This window comes from Glutamicibacter sp. TV12E (genome assembly GCF_052441935.1).
GTDB lineage: Bacteria > Actinomycetota > Actinomycetes > Actinomycetales > Micrococcaceae > Glutamicibacter.
Genome location: NZ_JBQVVF010000001.1, coordinates 3238536 through 3255261, shown reverse-complemented (window position 1 = coordinate 3255261; position 16726 = coordinate 3238536). Strand labels below are relative to the sequence as shown.

The window sequence follows — 16726 nt, the reverse complement described above, 5'->3', positions numbered from 1 at the left end:
TGCCGTATCCCGGACCTGAAAGTAGTAGTCATTTTGGGGTATTTTCTATGCCTCAGGGACGAAAACGTGTACTCCGAAGGATGCTGTTACCTGCTGGTTGCCGAGGGAACGTACTTTGTCTCTCAAAGTTTCGGGGGAGAGGTGGTGTCCCGCGGGGCCCATGAAGGCCAGGTTGTACAGGTCCTCGTCGTTCAACGCCATCTGATAGCTCAGGTGCTGAGTATCACTGTGCGCCAGATGCTCGGCCGCAAACTTTTCCGTCAGGGCAGTCAATTTCCCTTCAGCAACCGATAGCATGCCCAATGGCTCGACCACTTCGTTCAGGTGATCGGGTTCGCCGGTGACGACGATGCATACGCCGTCCTCACGCAGGACTCTGCGAAACTCGGCTGGATTGTGCGGAGCAAAGCAGTTGAGCACCACATCGCGCGAGGCATCGGCCGACGGCAATCGCCGCCAAACGTCCCACACCACAGCCATGGTGCTGGGCAGCTTCGCGGCACGGCGCATGGCAAACCGGGAGATATCCAACGCCAGTGCATCATGCTGGCAGTTGGCTGTAGCGTTGAGGATCTGGTTCAGGTAGTAGCCTGTGCCGGCGCCCGCGTCGAGCAGATCCAGGGTAGATCCTTGATGATATTTCCCTACAAGTTCCAAGAGCTTGCCTGCTAGCGGGGCGTAGTGTCCGCTCGACTGGAATGCCTCTCGTGACTGCACCATGGCCGAGGTGTCTTCAAGGAAATTGGTTCCCTTGCCCGTGAGGAAGTTGAAGTAGCCCTGTTTTGCGGCGTCGAAGCGATGGCTGGAGACACAGCGCAGCGACTTCCTCGTTTCGTCGCTGAACTGCAACGGCATGTCGCAGACGGGACAGGTGACGGTGGTGTCGATGTTGGGCATCAGAAGTTCAGTACCTTCTTGGCGGTGTTGACGTCCAGACTTTCGTGGCGCCATAGTTCTTGCTCATTGATCAGCGAGCGCGTTTCCGACTTATCAACGTAGACGACCCCGCTGAGATGATCCGTCTCGTGCTGCACGATTCGTGCTTGCCAGCCACTGAACGCGCGTGAATGTTGCGCTCCGCCGCGGTCCTCGTAAGTTGCCGTGATATCGGCAGGACGAGTAACAACGCCCTGGAAGCCTTCAAACGACAAGCATCCCTCATAAAACACGGCTTCGCGATCGGAGGTGGCGGCGTACGACGGGTTGAAAATTTCGAAGTACTCCAGCGGTTCGCGTTCGCGTTCGGCGGCAATCTCTTCTGGCACAGGGTACAAATCTTCAAGCACTGCGATCTGAAGCGGAATACCTACCTGCGGTGCAGCCAGCCCTACACCCGGCGCGTGATACATGGTTTGGCGCATGGCGCTTAAAAGCTGTTCGAGCAGGGGCTGATCCAGCTGTCCGGTGTAGGCAACGGCTTGCTGCCGAAGTACTGGGTGGCCAAGCTGGACGATAGGCAGGACGAGATTGTCGTCAGCTGTTTCTAGCACTGCGAGCACGAGCGCTTGGATCTCTTGGTTGGTGTATTCAGGATTCATGGAGAAACAGTGGTCCGTTCTATGTCGTGGCGGTGTAGCTGCGCTAGGCGCGAGGTCAATCGCGCCTTTTCGGTGGCATGAAGCATATGGCCCAATTGGGACAAGTCGTCCTCGGCGTACAAATGAACTTCAATGTCCTTGTCGTAGAAGACATCGATCAGGTTCGCGAGACGGCGCTCTTCATCCATTGGCATCAGTTCGCTGGATGGGATTTGGGTGATGTGCCACCGCGGAAAACGGGTGGCAAGTTCCAGATAATCCGCGGTATTGCGCCGGGTCCTGCAAATTTGATCGAAGCTAATCCAAATAGCTTCGCCTGCTTGGCGGGCCGGACCGATTCGGTCGTATCCGATTTCTATCCATGTTTCGAGCGAGTCGCTAGGCGCCTGCTGGGGGAGCAGGGTCAGTGAACCACTGCGATACCCGGAAGTGGCGCCCTCCATGTCTGCCTTCCGTAGACGGTAGTCCAGCGCATGATCCAGTTCAAATACCTCGTAATCAGCACGGATGGACTCGATTATTGGCTTGACCAAATGGTGGAAGGCATCGTCGTCAAGCAGCTTCTCAGGCTCGTAGTTGGACGTGGTCACCAATTGAATATCGTGTTGCTTGCAGTACTTGACCAGTTTTCCCATAAACATGGCATCGCCTGGCTCCGTGCAGTGGAATTCGTCGAAGATGAGCACCTGGATGCCAGCCAGTTCCCGTTCGAGCCCTTGAGAAAAAATGGCGCCAAGTGGCTGGCCAGGGACGCGATTTTTGGGGGAGTTCAGTTGGTGAAAGAACTCGTGGAAATGAAATCTCCTAGTGCTGTGCGCCGGGAGATGCGCAACCAACGAATTGGCGATAACCGTTTTCCCTCGACCTGGCGGGCCGTAGATATAGGCGCTTTGCGGGGCGTTCTTCGAGGCTGGTCCGACCGTCTTGCCCAGAACGTCGATGAGCTGTTGCTGGGTAGGATCAGCGATAATTCCTTCTGCAGCCAGGGAATCCAGGATTTGCTTGGCCAGTGCATTCTTTGCGGAATTTCGTAACGACGGTTCGGGCATAACTAAATTTTGCCATTCGCGGATGCGGCATCCAATTCACAGGCGATCTATCAATTCTTGACACCATCATTGCAATGCCGTTCACAAGCCTGAGAAATATTCAAAATACCTAGTCAGGCGTTGAAACCCTCAATTCATTTCGGATGATTTATTCAGGGGAGTTGCGCCAGGCAAGGGCTCGCCGAAGGCTGGCCGGTGTGAATTTTCGCTACGCCTATCGCTTTTCCAGCGGGTAAGTCCATAATGGACACACTCGGCAAGCAGTTTGCGAAAGGCTGAATGGTCGAGGAGTTGATGCCATGGGTTCAGGGAGTGTTCGTGATGACTGGTGAATATAGCGTCCCGAGGGCGCGAGCAGAAATCATATCGAGTGATCTGCTGGATATGACGGTGACCGTTCTCAAGACATTATCCGATCCTTTGCGGCTTCAAATGCTCTGGGCGCTGTGTGATCGGGATCTGACATTGTCTGAGCTCGCACAGCTGATAGGTGTCAGCCCGACGGTGGCCGGCCAATTGCTTTCGCGCATGAGGACCGCCGGGGTCCTGCAAACGAAAAAGTCTGGCCGTCACGTGATCTACTCGATGCACGATGAGCTTTCCCGCCAGTTTATTCGCCAAACTTTGGACTTTGCAGCGCACCGACTTGAGCTGCAGGGTGCTTCGGATTCCACAGACGATTGAGGCAGCATTGATAGGCGGATTAGCTGGTATCTGCACTACTTTCGCGTAGATTATCGGTAAGCCGATAATCTACATTATGTAAAGTAATGGAAATCTGCCACTCCCCAATAGTCCAGTTTCGCTCGTACGATTTTGAGGTTCACCTAATCAGAACAAAACGCTTGAAATTGCTAAGCACCGGCTCGTTTTGGCCAACGGGGACGTTGACAATGAAGATGCCTCGGAGCTTGCTTGCATCGACACCGATGTGCAGACGTGTTCTCTGGGACCTCCTGAACTCAACGTCAGTGCTTTTGAACATCAGCCGAACCGGCAATCTTGCCGATTATTTTTAGAGTCGCGGGCTTTAGGGCTCCTCAGCCAGCAGCAATAATTTGGAGTGTTCCTGGAAACGTGGCTGCATCCAAAACTCTTTGCGTCGAACTTTTCGGCTTGCATCGAAACACCGGAATGGCCACTGTTAGAGCGTCAGCAATGTGTCGCTAATTCGGAATTGAGAAAATTGCAGGGTGCCTGTCAGGTTAGTCTAGAAGGAGCTACTAAAGACGTAGCACTCCCCTATCTTTCAAGGACTGACGCAAGACTATGTCACCAAGCGCCCTATACCGTACGGTTGCTCGTGCAGAAGCGATCACCTGGACGTTATTGATTATCGCAATGGTTCTCAAGTACGCAGTGAAAGTCGGTGACTGGCCGGTATCGATTGCAGGCTTCGTCCACGGCTTCGTCTTCCTTACTTACATTGCCACTTCCATCTTGGTCGGCATGAATCAGCGCTGGAGCAAGAGGCTAATTCTCGGCGCTGCATCAACATCCGTGGTTCCGTACTTGACAGTTCCTTTTGACAGGTGGCTCGAGCGTCGAGGCAAACTTGTTGGCTCCTGGCGCACTCAAGCCAGTGAACATCCGGCAGATCAGCGTTGGATGGATTCGGCCATGCGTTGGCTTGTTGGGCGACCGGTTCTTTCATCCATCGCGCTCTTTGCTGTGATTGTCGCGGTCTTTTCCACCATGCTGGTCATGGGCCCTCCAGGTGGCCGAAGCTGATCAGCTCCTGTTGGAGCACCTGGCTTCGGGCCAGTCTTCTTCGGCCCTGACTGCACGGACCGGTTTTCCGAGTTGGAGGCAAAGCGTACTTTAGCCTCTAGGACTTCCCAGGGGATTGTTCGGCGTCGCCCTAATAAGTAGCGGCACGACCCTAACCATGACGAGCATCGCCACGAGCTCAATAAGCGTCTGCGTCACTACGACTGATGAGGCCAGGGAATATTCAATCGGCAAGGCCAGTGCGATGGGTAGTACAACCAGGGAATTTCTTGTGACCCCGCTGAAGCTGACAGCACGCAGGGCCGTCGCGGGGAGGCCGAATGCTTTGCCAATATGAAACGTGGCGAAACCTGCCACAGGGATAAAGATAATAAATACTAGTGCCGCCTGAAGCAGGCTTTCGGCATGATCAGTCAACGTGTGGATTTGTGAACCCACCACGCTGAAAAGCGTTCCCATCATGGCTGGCACCATGAAGTTCTCTGCGCGGCAAGCGATATCGCTGAAGCAAGCGAATTTATTGCCCAGGACCTGAGTAGTAAACGCAAGCACAAGCGGTAAGAATATGAGCAATGCCAGGGTTGCTGCAAATGGTTCTGGCGCAGGCATCTTCAATGAGGATTCCCCGACTATGACGTACATATAGATGGGAATCAGCAGCATCTGCAGTAGCAGCAAGAGCGGTGTTGCGGCGAGCAGCTTGTGGTTCTCTCCCCCGGCCAGTCCTGAAAAAACGATGACGTAGTCCACACATGGCGCCAACAAGACGAGGGCGACACCGATCAAAACAGCTTTATCGGCTTGGATGAATCTCGTCAAAACGTAAACCAAGATCGGGATCACCATAAAGTTGGTTACCACCAGAACCGAGATGAATCTGAAATCCTTGAAACCTTCGACCAGCTTGGTCAGAGGGGTGCTCAGGAACGTGATGTAAAGCAGTATGCCCAAGAATGGGTTGATCGTAGCACCAAGGACGCTGTTGAGGTTCGGGATGCGCCCGCCAACAAGGCAGCCTGCCGCGATAGCCAGTAAATAGAGCCAGATTTGTTGCTTGTTCATCCACGTCGTTGCCGAAGACAAGAATTCTACGCTCCCAAAACTGATTATCGACCATTGAATAACTGCCGGTGGGCCTGTTCTTGCTGACGGTGCTCTGCTGTGTCTGAATCAACAGCGTTCTCGTCCTGAAAGGTACCGTGAATTCGACGGAGGCATCCCTATCATGAGTACATGAAGCAAAGTATGAGCAAGTGGCCCTGGATGGTTTTCATAGACGTTCTCCTCATCGTTCTCTTCGCGTTGCTGGGACGCCGAGAACATGAGCATGGGCTGGGAATCAGCGGGATCTTCATGACTGCTCTGCCCTTCCTCTTAGCCTATGTCGTCATGACTGTCCTGTCGCGGCCATGGCAGTCGATTAACAAACTTTGGCCAACAGGTATTCTGGTCTGGCTCGGAACCGTCGTCTTGGGTGTTGCGACACGCTTATTGATGGGAAAGACGGCCGCCATTTCATTCGTGATCGTCACGTTGATTGTTCTTGGGCTATTCTTGCTTGGCCGACGAGCAGTCTGCGGATTTGTCGCTAAACGATCACAGCAACAACAGGCCTAGCCCGTAGGAGCCGGCAGCAACCAAGCTGCTGGAGAACGTGCCCAAGATGAATTGTTCAGCCGCGCGGTGGTCTTTCAATTCAGAGAACCGGCCGAGTCCTTTAACCGCCAGTACGATGGCGATGCCTTCTGGCCAACCGGCCCATAACGTACTGACGATGGCAGCTCGCTCCAGGAGTCCGATCCATAATCCGCCACGAAGCGGAGATGGGTCGGACTCTTCCTTATCGATCTCTGAATCATTTTTGGCGGCCAGCTTGAAAACGAGTTCCGTAAATGGTCCACCAAAACTCACCGCGAATATGGACGAGAGCATTACGACATGCAGTGTCGGTACATGGCTGGACTGATCAGTTGCACCGGATGCTGCGGATAAAACTGCCGCAGTAGCAGCCAGAAGTCCGGAGATCACAATGAGAACTTCGCGCCTACGCGCCCGCTTTCCCATGGCGTAACCCAGATACGCAGCGAGGCAAGAAAGTATTGTGGCTAGGCTCAGACTCCCCCACGCGATCCAAAACATCTACGACTCTCCTAGCATTTTCAATTGTCGAGTCAGTGACTTCGCTGCCTCATCCATCATTCGATTTGCCTCAAACCATAGTGCTGCGGATAAGCGAGACGAAACTGCCTGCTGGGTGATTCCCAATTCCTTGGCAATTTGTTGCTGCGTAAAGCCCTCGTCTGCCAAGGTTCCGGCTTCCCAGGCGGTGGCCCTGCGCTTGGCGACAATACAGGCGGTTAGCTGGAGCTCGGCTTCTAGCCGCGTTGCTTCATGGGAGGGCCCATGGACGGCAACGTGCGCATTCGTATTCTTTGAGCGCTCAACGGCGACTCGGGCGTATTCAAAAGCTGGACCACGACCGGCCCGTGTCTCTTTTGGCAAAGGGGTCTCAACCTGGCCGAATCCGAGACCGACGCTCCAATCCCCCGAAGCTGCCATCATGACTGCCAATCGAATCGCTTCCGACGCATTATCGAGTACAGCTTGAACTTCATCTCCGGCGGTACGCTGGAATGGACGCACTACCGGAACTGTGGCGTTGGCCTGTTCAATGAGAGCTTGCACCTTGTCTTCCGAAGAACGTGAGCGCCGCTGGTCGATGGTTAAAACAATCATGCGACAAGTATAAAGCATTGTAAATCTAAATACTAACTTTAAGGCTTGTGAACCGCGTCCATATCGCGTTTGACCGACTCGCTGAAATTGTATTTTCGACTAGAGTTGAAACTAAGTCGTAGGCCTTCAGTGTGAAGGCTCAAGTAGTGAAAGGCGCAATTATGGTTACTGCATTCGTCATGATTCAGACGGCCACGGACAGCATCCCGGAGTGTGCTCAACAGATTTCCGCAATCTCAGGGATCAGCGAAGTCTATTCCGTCGCTGGCGATTGGGATCTGATCGCGGTAGCCAGGGTCCACAAGCATGAGGATCTGGCGGAGGTAATCGCCAACAAGCTCTCCAAGATTCCTGGGATCCGGGGCACCCAAACCCATATTGCATTCCGTGCTTATTCGGATCATGACTTGGAAGCAGCTTTTTCCCTGGGCTTGGACGACTGAAGCCACAGAACGACGGACGGGTTCTGGTTGCCGCTTGTATTAGCGGCAACCAGAACTCGTCCTTGTTTAAGCCGGTGTACTACTCGCCTACGATCCTCTGAGTGGTCTGCGACCAATTGGCCAGAACGGTCTTTGCTGCTCCGGAATCAATCGAGGCGGATGCCTTTGCGACGGCGATCGCCATGCGTTCTTCGAAGCCGCCCTCGTTCGTTGGTTCGTAGGCAACTATTCCCGCTGCTGCGTTCAACACAACGGCATCGCGAATTGGCCCCTGCCCTCCAGAGACGATCTCTTTGACAACCTCTGCATTGTGTAGGGCGTCGCCTCCGCGGAGCTGTTCGATGCTTGCGCGCGCTATGCCGAGATCCTGCGCATCAAAAATGAACTCGTTGACCCGTCCATCGCGAACCTCCCATACCCGGTTGGGTGCGGTGGTGGTCAGCTCATCGAGGCCGTCGTTGCCCCGGAAGACCAGGCCGCGAGAACCGCGGCTGGCCAAGACGCCGGCCATGATTGGAGCCATTGCCAAGTCTGAGCAGCCGATGGCCGACGAGCTGGGAAGGGCGGGGTTTGTCAGGGGCCCCATGAAGTTGAAAGCTGTTGGCACGCGCAGCTGGCGCCTGGCCACGGCAACATGGCGCATTGACGGGTGGAAAACGTTGGCAAAGCAGAACGCGATTCCGACCTTGTCGTACACCTCGACAAGCCTCTCGATTGGTACATCAAGGCGGACGCCGAGCGCTTCAAGGACGTCAGCCGATCCAGAGGAGGATGATGAGGCGCGGTTGCCGTGTTTAACAATGTTGATGCCGGCGCCTGCGCAGACCAATGTGGCCATCGTCGAGATGTTGACGGTGTTCTGGCGATCTCCGCCGGTCCCCACAATGTCCAATGTTTGTGCTTTGATGTTCAATGGCTTCGCATTGGCAACCATGGAATCCACGAGGCCGGTCAGCTCCGCGACGGTTTCACCTTTGGAGCGCAAGGCAACCAGGAAGCCGGCAATTTGAACATCGCTGGCCTCGCCGCTCATGATCTCATTCATGGCCCACGCTGCCTGAACGCGACTGAGATCGCCACCGCTAATCAGGGTGGCTAAGAGATCTGGCCACGTTGGGAACTTTTCGTTTTCAAGGCTCGTTGACACAAATGAAAGCCTATCGAGCCGGCAGTCCCAGACCCAATTCATGTCGCCAAATGATGTGTCTCAAATCGCTAGAATCCTAGTGTTTCTAGGGATAAATAGGCTACAAGAGTGTTGCATAAATGATTGTTTAGCAAGACTCGCCGAATCAAGCTCTACGAATTGTAGAAAGAGTTTTCTGCATACTTCCCCGTGTTTCCGCGGTTGTTGTCGTTGTGTGGCGCAAAAAACCTCCGACAACGCCTTTCTGCATTGGTATCTGAGGGGCATTTAGAGACATAATGTCAGTGTGACAACTGCGACTCATGCCCCAAATACGACGGCGCCACATGCGCCGAACCGCCCAAACATGGTGTCGGTGGGAACGATGGTGTGGCTCTCCAGCGAGCTCATGTTCTTCGCCGCCCTCTTCGCCATGTATTTCAGCCTCCGGGCTGCCGCGCCCGAACTATGGGCGACTGAAACTGCCAAACTCAACGTGCCGTTTGCGCTGGTTAACACCTTGATTCTGGTGTCCAGCTCGTTCTCGTGTCAGCTTGGCGTGTTCCGTGCCGAAGAATTCAAGCCTCGCCGTTCCGGCGGACTATTCAACTTCAAGGAATGGGGAATGATCGAATGGTTCATTCTCACCTTCATCCTTGGTGCAATCTTCGTCTCGGTCCAGGCCTATGAATACGTCACCCTCGTTCACGAGGGCGTAGCACTGAACTCGAACTCCTACGCCTCAGCCTTCTACATGACCACCGGCTTCCACGGCCTTCACGTCACCGGTGGCCTGATTGCATTCCTGCTGATCATTGGTCGTGCAATGCTGGCTAAGAAGTTTGGCCACTTCGAAGCAACGGGTTCCATCGTTGTGTCCTACTACTGGCACTTCGTTGACGTTGTTTGGATCGCGCTGTTTGCGATCATCTACTTCTTGAAGTAGCAACTTTTAGTCATTAGTTGCCACACCAAGAAGTACGGCAACACCACACCAAAGAAACTAAGTGAGGAACCAGCAAGTGAAGGCTCTTTCGAAAAAGCGCCGCCACCCGCTCGCCGCTGTGGCCCTGCTTCTGTTTGGATTGCTGATTACCGGCAGTCTCTACACCGCAGCAGGAAACATCAGCGAAGCGAAGGCCGCTGAGACCACCGCCGCATCGCAGACCGATGTTGACGAAGGTCAGAAGCTTTTCGTCGCCAACTGTGCTACCTGCCACGGTATGAATGCTGAAGGCTCGGACTCCGGTCCTTCGCTGATCGGTGTTGGCGCCGCGTCTGTTGACTTTCAGGTGGGCACCGGCCGCATGCCAATGCAGATGCAGGGCCCCCAGGCCCAGGTGAAGCCAGTCCAGTTCGATGACAAGCAGATCTCCCAGCTGTCGGCCTACGTGGCCAGCCTGGGTGCGGGTCCAGCGATTCCGGATGAGGAATACCTCGATACCACCAAGGGCGATGCTGCCCATGGTGGTACTGTCTTCCGCGTGAACTGCGCAATGTGCCACAACGCGGCAGCAGCCGGTGGTGCTTTGACCCGAGGAAAGTTTGCTCCGACGCTGACCGGCGTAACTGAGAAGCACATCTACGAAGCGATGGCTACCGGCCCACAGAACATGCCCGTGTTCAATGACTCGAATATCACCCCAGACGAGAAGCGTGATGTCATCACCTTCCTGAAGACCATTGAAGCCAATGGTTCTGCTGGCGGTGCGGCCCTGGGCTCCCTGGGTCCAGTTGCTGAAGGCTTGTTCACCTGGACCGCAGGTCTGGGCATCATCATCGCCTTCACCATTTGGTTGACCTCGCGTCCTTCCTAAGGCAAACCACGGCACTGGCCGTAACCATCACTACGTACATAATTTCCTAACAGAAGGATGAGAGAGAAACATGGGCGACCATAGTCACGGCAGTCCCGAAAACTCGGGCACCGTTGCTAAGGCTGACGATGTAGCTCAGGATCGTTTCCCCGATCCGGGCTTGCCACCCCATCGTCCGCGTCTCGCAGATCGCGATCCGCGCGCAGCCAAGCGACACGAGCGTCAAGTAGCGCTCCTATTTACCATCTCCATCATCGGAACGCTCTTCTTCTTCGTGGCCTACTTCGTCTTGGGCCGCCTGGGCGAAATGTCTTTCGCTGAGCTGCGTGTGCAGAACGCTGCACTGGGCCTGGGCACCGCATTCGCGATGCTCGGTATCGGTGTAGGTATTGTTCACTGGGCAAAGACCCTCATGCCGGATCACGAGCTCATGGAAATGCGCCACGAGATCCGATCTGAAGAAGACCGCCAGGATGCAGTCGAGATCGTAGATACCGTTCTTGAAGAATCCGGCATCAAGCGTCGTCCGCTGATCCGCAACACCCTGATCGGTGCCATTGCCTTGGCTCCGATTCCGGCGATCTTCATGTTCCGCGACCTGGACCGCACCGGCAACACCGCGAACCAGATGATCGATTCCCTGCGCCACACCATGTGGGACACGGGCATCCGCTTGACCCGCGACCCATCCGGTACCCCGATCAAGGCATCTGATGTCCAGATCGGCTCGGCCTTCCACGTTGTCCCAGAGGGCATCAACGATACCGAGAATCCGCTGAACGAAAAGGCCAAGGCCGTAGTTCTGCTGATGCGCATGGATCCAGCAGAAATGCAGATCTCCGAGGGACGCGAAGACTGGAACGTGGACGGCATCGTCGCATACTCCAAGATTTGCACCCACGTCGGTTGCCCAATCGCACTGTACGAGCAGCACACGCACCACCTGCTGTGCCCTTGCCACCAGTCGACCTTCGACCTGACCCAGGAATGCAAGGTTATCTTCGGCCCAGCTGGTCACGCACTTCCACAGCTGCCAATCACCGTGGACTCCGAAGGCTACCTGGTTGCGCAGAGCGACTTCCATGAGCCTGTTGGCCCGTCCTACTGGGAGCGTGGTTAATCATGACGACGACTAACGAATACCAGGCATCGACCGCCACCGGTCGTATCGCCAACTTCGTGGATTCACGTGTTGGCGCCTCGGCCATGGTCAAGGAATTCGGTCGCAAGATCTTCCCTGACCACTGGTCGTTCATGTTCGGTGAAGTGGCAATGTACACCTTCGTGTTGCTGCTGCTTTCCGGCACCTTCCTGACCTTCTTCTTCGATCCGTCGATGGCCCACGTGGTCTACAACGGTTCGTATGTGCCTATGAAGGGTCTGGGCATGTCGACCGCCATGGCTTCCACCATGGATATCTCCTTCGACGTGCGCGGTGGCCTGTTCATGCGCCAGGTGCACCACTGGTCGGCACTGCTCTTCGTAGCATCGCTGTCCGTCCACATGCTCCGCGTGTTCTTCACCGGCGCATTCCGCCGCCCCCGTGAATTGAACTGGGTTGTCGGTGGCGTGCTGCTGATCATGGGCCTGGCTGCTGGCTTCACTGGCTACTCCTTGCCTGATGATCTGCTTTCCGGTAACGGCCTGCGCATCATCGACGGCGTCATGAAGGCGATCCCCATCGTTGGCACCTACCTGTCGATGTTCTTCTTCGGTGGCGAGTTCCCAGGCGAGCACGTAATCCAGCGCCTGTACTCGCTGCACATCATGATTGTGCCTGCGGTGATCATCTTGCTCATCGTTGTCCACCTCTTCATGGTTGTGACCCACAAGCACACCCAGTACCCAGGCCCAGGCCGCACCAACGACAATGTTGTTGGCTTCCCTGTTGGCCCGGTTTACGCTGCTAAGGCCGGTGGATTCTTCTTCATCGTCTTCGGCATCGTGGCATTCATCGCTGGCCTCTTCCAGATCAACCCGATCTGGAACTACGGACCATACGACCCATCCCCTGTTTCGGCTGGTACCCAGCCTGACTGGTACATCGGCTTCGTTGATGGTGCACTGCGCTTGATGCCAGGTACCCTGGGCAACTTCAGCTTCGAGTGGATCATCCCGTTCCCTTGGGGTGACAACACCCTGGTGCTGTCGGTTCTGCTTCCGGCACTGGTTCCTGCTGGCGCGCTCTTCGTGGTGATGTTCGCATGGCCATGGATCGAGCGTTGGGTAACCAAGGACAACCGCGAGCACCACTTGCTGGATCGTCCGCGCAACGCGCCGTTCCGTACCGCTATGGGTGTTGCTGGTGTGATCTTCTACAGCGTGATGTGGGCAGCTGCATCCTCTGACTTGATCGCAACCCACTTCCACGTGGCGCTGAATGACGTGACCTACTGGTTGCGCGCACTGTTCTTCCTCGGCCCGATCCTGGGCTTCTGGTTGACCCGCCGCATTTGCCTGTCGCTGCAGCGCAAGGATCGCGAGATCGTCTTGCACGGCCGCGAAGCGGGCATCATCCAGATGTCGCCGGAAGGCGGCTTCAGCGAGAAGCATGAAGAGGTCGACGTGTACAAGCGCTACCTCTTGACCAACTTCGTGGATCGCCAGTACATTCCGGCTGAGCCTGACGCTGCCGGCCACATCTCCGGTTCGGAGAAGCGCCGTGCACTGATCTCGAAGTTCTTCTTCGAAGATCGAGTCGCCCCGGTAACCCCATCGGAACTGGAAGCAGCACATGCTGCTCACGGCCACCATGAGGTTGAGGGCGACATGCAGGACTCGATCGGGAAGTAATTCCGACTCGCGTTAGTCACAGAAGGAGGGACACACCGAAAGGTGTGTCCCTCCTTTATTTAACCCAACACGCCAGAAGCCCGCAGGAACGATTCTGGGCGCTTTAGAAGCGCGGGAGGCGCAAGCGGTCACCGACGGGAGCGATGGGCCTCGTCCGCGGCAGGCAAAGGCCTGTGGCAGTCGCCAGGTGATACGTGTCCCCCAATGGCCGTTATGGCGTTGGCCTTCTCGCGCGGCACCATTGGAATTCTGGCGGCCAGATTCGCATTGCGCTAGACATCGGTGCCGGGGAATCCATGTGTCCCATCAGCCTGTGTGCACATTTGCGAACATTGGTGATCGATGCAGAACGGACCGTGCCCGGAGACGAGGGCCGTACACACGGCCGAGAGCAGCCAGTAAGCCACCGGAAAGGGCTCGGGGTGCCGTGCTTCTTGCGGAGCTTGCAGGCTTGCTCCCCCGCATGCAGAGGCTAGAACGAGTCGGTGTAGCGCGGGGTGCGCGTGCCTACGCGCTGCAGTGGTACGAAGAGCTTGTAGCGGTCCGAGCGATAAAGCGATACGGAATAGTCGGCGAGCCTTTCACCGATATAGGCGTAGCGGGTGATCTGCAAAAGCGGGAACCCTGGTTCAACGGCCAGCAAATGGGCTTGGCTCTTGCTGGCGGCGGTACTTTCGACCTGATCCTCGCCCCACTCCAAAAGGATCCCGTAGCGCTCGTGGAGTGCTTGATAGAGCTTGGACGGTGGTTCGGCATCAACGAAGCCCGGAACCAAGTCCGCTGGCATGTAGTTCTCGTCAAGGCTCATTGGGGTGCCGTCGGCCAGCAGCAGACGCTTGAACTGCACTACCGGCGTGCCTTCCTCCACCATGAGCTGCAAGGCGAGGTTGGTGTTGGCCTTGATTTCGGCAAATTCGAGAACGTGCGCGTCCGGGACCATGCCACGGCGCATCATATCCTCGGAATAGGAATGCAACCTGACGCGAAGGTCGAGCTTCTCTGGCACCACGAAAGTGCCGATGCCAACCACGCGCTTGAGCACCTGCTCATCGACCAGCGCGTCGATGGCCTGCCGGATGGTCTTCCGGGCCACGGAAAAGTGCTCAGCGAGCTCGCGTTCTGGCGGAAGCTTGTAGCCAGGTTTGCAGGCCTCGCGTGCATGGGTCTTGAGGATCTCCCGGATCTGACGGTACTTGCTCTGCTTGCTTGCGGGATCAAGATGGCCCTCGACCTTCGGCTGGGGTGCGTGGCGCATAATCGATCTCCTAGGCTCTGGCTGGGCCGTCGAGTCAATACCGGCCCTGCTGTAATTAAAAGACTAATGGGGTGACAAGCCAATTGCTTGTCACCCCATCAAGGTCACTGCTTAGTGTGCGTGGTCTCCACGGCTGTATTCGTAAACCCAGCCGGTCACACCGACGACGGCCAGGCCGGCTCCGATGTAGAAGACCCACCAGCCTACGGCGAGGCCAAGGAAGGAGATTGCCGCAGAGGCGGCCAGCACCAGTGGCCACCAGCTCCATGGCGAGAACAAGCCGATATCACCGGCGTTCTCGTGGATCTCACCGTCAACGCGGTCCTCGGGACGAGGGCCGATGCGCTTGGCAGTGAAGAGCAAGTACCAGCCAACCATTGCGGACAGGCCTACCAGCATCAGCAATGCCAGGAAGCCAACCCATTCGCTCCAGTTGGTCATGTAACCGTAAACTACGGCGACAGGGGCGAAGAAGAAGACGCCACCCAGGAAGATCCAGGATTCAATTTTCATCTTTACAGGTCCTTCTGGTCAGCAGGGCCGAAGATCTTCGCAACCGGGGATTCCGGGGTAACGCGACCGCTCAGTTCCGGGTGATGCAGGTCCAGAGCTGGGCGCTCCGAACGGATGCGTGGAATCGAGTGGAAGTTGTGACGTGGTGGCGGGCAAGAAGTCGCCCACTCCAGTGAGGCGCCGAAGCCCCACGGATCATCAACTTCAACCTTCTTGGCGTAGCGGAAAGTGGTCCATACGTTCCAGAAGAACGGAATCATCGATGCGCCCAAGATGAACGCGAACACAGTCGAAACCTGGTTCATGAAAGTGAAGCCATCTTCAGGCATGTAGTCGGCGTAACGACGTGGCATGCCCATGACGCCCAGCCAGTGCTGGATCAGGAACGTTCCGTGGAAGCCGATGAACAGCATCCAGAAGTGGATCTTGCCAAGACGCTCGTTGAGCATCTTGCCGGTCCACTTTGGCCACCAGAAGTAGAAGCCAGCGAACATGGCGAAGACCACGGTACCGAAGACCACGTAGTGGAAGTGCGCCACCACGAAGTAGGAGTCCGAAACGTGGAAGTCCAGTGCGGGAGCGGAAAGGATGATACCGGTCAGGCCACCGAACAAGAAGGTGATCATGAAGCCGATGCTCCACAGCATGGGGGTTTCGAAGGTAATCGAACCGCGCCACAGGGTACCGATCCAGTTGAAGAACTTCACGCCGGTTGGCACCGCGATCAGCATGGTCATGAAACCGAAGAACGGCAGCATGACCGAGCCGGTTACGTACATGTGGTGGGCCCACACGGAAACCGAGAGGGCAGCGATCGAGATGGTCGCGAAGACCAGGCCCTTGTAGCCGAAGATCGGCTTGCGGCTGAAGACCGGGAAGATCTCCGAGACAATGCCGAAGAACGGCAACGCAATGATGTAGACCTCTGGGTGTCCGAAGAACCAGAACAGGTGCTGCCAGAGGACGGCACCGCCGTTCTCGGGATCAAAGATGTGAGCGCCAAAGCGGCGATCAGCACCCAGTGCGAACAGCGCGGCTGCCAGTGGCGGGAAGGCCATCAGCACGAGCAGCGAGGTGATCAGCGTGTTCCACGAGAAGATCGACATGCGCCACATGGTCATGCCAGGGGCACGCAGGCAGATGATCGTGGTGATGAAGTTGACGGCACCCAGGATGGTGCCGAAGCCCGACAGCGCCAGGCCGAAGACCCAGAGGTCTCCACCGACACCTGGCGAGAAGGTGGTGTTCGAGAGCGGCGCGTAAGCGAACCAACCGAAGCTAGCTGCACCCTGCGGGGTGAGGTAGCCGGCCAGGGCGATGGCCGAACCCATTGCAAAGAACCAGAAGGCCAGTGCGTTCAGACGTGGGAAAGCCACATCCGGGGAACCAATCTGCAAAGGCATCATGACGTTGGCGAAGCCTGCGAAGAGCGGGGTTGCAAACATCAGCAGCATGACGGTGCCGTGCATGGTGAACAGCTGGTTGTACTGTTCCTTGGTCTGCAGGATCTGCATGCCTGGTTCGAACAGCTCTGCACGGATCAGCAGCGCCATAACGCCACCGACGCAGAACAGGACGAACGAGCTGATCAGGTACATGTACCCGATCTTCTTGTGGTCGGTCGTCGTGATGTAGTCGACGAAGAGGCGGCCCTTCGACTTCGGCACCATGGCTGGGGCAATCGACCGGACGTCGTCAGTTGCATACTCAAACGTTGTCATCGTG

At 56.2% G+C, this 16726-nt stretch carries 18 protein-coding genes; 8 read left to right on the top strand and 10 right to left on the bottom strand.

Annotation, left to right across the window (positions count from 1 at the left end; genetic code table 11):
- Positions 1-45 precede the first annotated feature (45 nt).
- From ACT7DV_RS15515 to zapE, 3 genes are read right to left on the bottom strand one after another with little or no spacing between them, the layout of a single operon-like run.
- On the bottom strand, positions 46-897 hold the full coding sequence (locus ACT7DV_RS15515; RefSeq protein ID WP_444663895.1) for a putative RNA methyltransferase: 852 nt from the start codon (positions 895-897) through the stop codon (positions 46-48).
- Entirely contained in the window at positions 897-1538 is a 642-nt protein-coding gene (def, locus tag ACT7DV_RS15510) for a peptide deformylase (protein WP_444663893.1), read from the bottom strand. The genes ACT7DV_RS15515 and def overlap by 1 nt, the downstream gene beginning before the upstream one ends.
- Positions 1535-2587 (bottom strand): cell division protein ZapE, encoded by a 1053-nt coding sequence (gene zapE, locus ACT7DV_RS15505; protein ID WP_444663892.1) that lies wholly within the window; start codon positions 2585-2587, stop codon positions 1535-1537. Before zapE ends, def begins: the two co-directional genes overlap by 4 nt.
- Before the next feature lie 321 nt (positions 2588-2908).
- Between zapE and ACT7DV_RS15500 the strand changes: the two genes are divergently transcribed.
- Both ACT7DV_RS15500 and ACT7DV_RS15495 read left to right on the top strand, forming a co-directional pair.
- Positions 2909-3271 (top strand): ArsR/SmtB family transcription factor, encoded by a 363-nt coding sequence (locus ACT7DV_RS15500; RefSeq protein WP_444664865.1) that lies wholly within the window; start codon positions 2909-2911, stop codon positions 3269-3271.
- Between the two features lie 585 nt (positions 3272-3856).
- Positions 3857-4318, top strand: coding sequence for a DUF3817 domain-containing protein (locus tag ACT7DV_RS15495; RefSeq protein WP_444663890.1), 462 nt, complete (start codon positions 3857-3859; stop codon positions 4316-4318).
- A gap of 90 nt (positions 4319-4408) precedes the next feature.
- Here ACT7DV_RS15495 and ACT7DV_RS15490 read toward each other — a convergent pair whose 3' ends face one another.
- Complete coding sequence (locus ACT7DV_RS15490; protein ID WP_444663888.1) at positions 4409-5401, bottom strand: arsenic resistance protein; 993 nt, start codon at positions 5399-5401, stop codon at positions 4409-4411.
- A 150-nt stretch (positions 5402-5551) separates the two neighbouring features.
- Here ACT7DV_RS15490 and ACT7DV_RS15485 point away from each other — a divergent pair, with 150 nt between their 5' ends.
- Positions 5552-5935, top strand: coding sequence for a DUF3054 domain-containing protein (locus tag ACT7DV_RS15485; protein ID WP_444663886.1), 384 nt, complete (start codon positions 5552-5554; stop codon positions 5933-5935).
- Here ACT7DV_RS15485 and ACT7DV_RS15480 read toward each other — a convergent pair.
- Both ACT7DV_RS15480 and ACT7DV_RS15475 read right to left on the bottom strand, forming a co-directional pair.
- Positions 5915-6382 carry a hypothetical protein gene (locus ACT7DV_RS15480; RefSeq protein ID WP_444663884.1) on the bottom strand — a complete coding sequence of 156 codons (468 nt, stop codon included), beginning with the start codon at positions 6380-6382 and terminating at the stop codon, positions 5915-5917. The two genes, ACT7DV_RS15485 and ACT7DV_RS15480, sit on opposite strands and share 21 nt — an antisense overlap.
- A 75-nt stretch (positions 6383-6457) precedes the next feature.
- Positions 6458-7054 (bottom strand): sigma factor-like helix-turn-helix DNA-binding protein, encoded by a 597-nt coding sequence (locus ACT7DV_RS15475; RefSeq protein WP_444663882.1) that lies wholly within the window; start codon positions 7052-7054, stop codon positions 6458-6460.
- 161 nt (positions 7055-7215) lie between these two features.
- On the opposite strand from ACT7DV_RS15475, the gene ACT7DV_RS15470 reads away from it, so the two are divergent.
- Positions 7216-7497 (top strand): Lrp/AsnC family transcriptional regulator, encoded by a 282-nt coding sequence (locus tag ACT7DV_RS15470; protein WP_022875133.1) that lies wholly within the window; start codon positions 7216-7218, stop codon positions 7495-7497.
- 79 nt (positions 7498-7576) lie between these two features.
- Here the strand turns inward: ACT7DV_RS15470 and trpD are convergent, their stop codons facing one another.
- Positions 7577-8644, bottom strand: a complete 1068-nt coding sequence (gene trpD, locus ACT7DV_RS15465) for an anthranilate phosphoribosyltransferase (protein ID WP_444663880.1) — start codon at positions 8642-8644, stop codon at positions 7577-7579.
- A gap of 286 nt (positions 8645-8930) precedes the next feature.
- Between trpD and ctaE the strand changes: the two genes are divergently transcribed.
- The 4 genes from ctaE to qcrB all read left to right on the top strand — a co-directional run bounded on the left by ctaE (position 8931) and on the right by qcrB (position 13233).
- Positions 8931-9569, top strand: coding sequence for an aa3-type cytochrome oxidase subunit III (gene ctaE, locus ACT7DV_RS15460; protein ID WP_060701612.1), 639 nt, complete (start codon positions 8931-8933; stop codon positions 9567-9569).
- 76 nt (positions 9570-9645) lie between these two features.
- On the top strand, positions 9646-10440 hold the full coding sequence (gene qcrC, locus ACT7DV_RS15455; protein ID WP_444663878.1) for a cytochrome bc1 complex diheme cytochrome c subunit: 795 nt from the start codon (positions 9646-9648) through the stop codon (positions 10438-10440).
- A gap of 70 nt (positions 10441-10510) precedes the next feature.
- A complete protein-coding gene (qcrA, locus tag ACT7DV_RS15450; RefSeq protein ID WP_444663876.1) occupies positions 10511-11560 on the top strand; it encodes a cytochrome bc1 complex Rieske iron-sulfur subunit in 1050 nt (349 codons plus the stop codon).
- A gap of 2 nt (positions 11561-11562) precedes the next feature.
- Positions 11563-13233 (top strand): cytochrome bc1 complex cytochrome b subunit, encoded by a 1671-nt coding sequence (gene qcrB, locus ACT7DV_RS15445; RefSeq protein WP_444663874.1) that lies wholly within the window; start codon positions 11563-11565, stop codon positions 13231-13233.
- Between the two features lie 472 nt (positions 13234-13705).
- On the opposite strand, the gene ACT7DV_RS15440 is transcribed toward qcrB, so the two are convergent.
- The 3 genes from ACT7DV_RS15440 to ctaD form a co-directional block, all read right to left on the bottom strand.
- Entirely contained in the window at positions 13706-14488 is a 783-nt protein-coding gene (locus ACT7DV_RS15440; protein WP_444663873.1) for a GntR family transcriptional regulator, read from the bottom strand.
- A 111-nt stretch (positions 14489-14599) separates the two neighbouring features.
- Complete coding sequence (locus ACT7DV_RS15435) at positions 14600-15001, bottom strand: cytochrome c oxidase subunit 4 (RefSeq protein WP_444663872.1); 402 nt, start codon at positions 14999-15001, stop codon at positions 14600-14602.
- A 2-nt stretch (positions 15002-15003) separates the two neighbouring features.
- The gene (gene ctaD, locus ACT7DV_RS15430) at positions 15004-16722 is read right to left on the bottom strand and encodes an aa3-type cytochrome oxidase subunit I (RefSeq protein WP_444663870.1); all 1719 of its coding nucleotides are present in this window, start codon (positions 16720-16722) and stop codon (positions 15004-15006) included.
- Positions 16723-16726 lie beyond the last annotated feature (4 nt).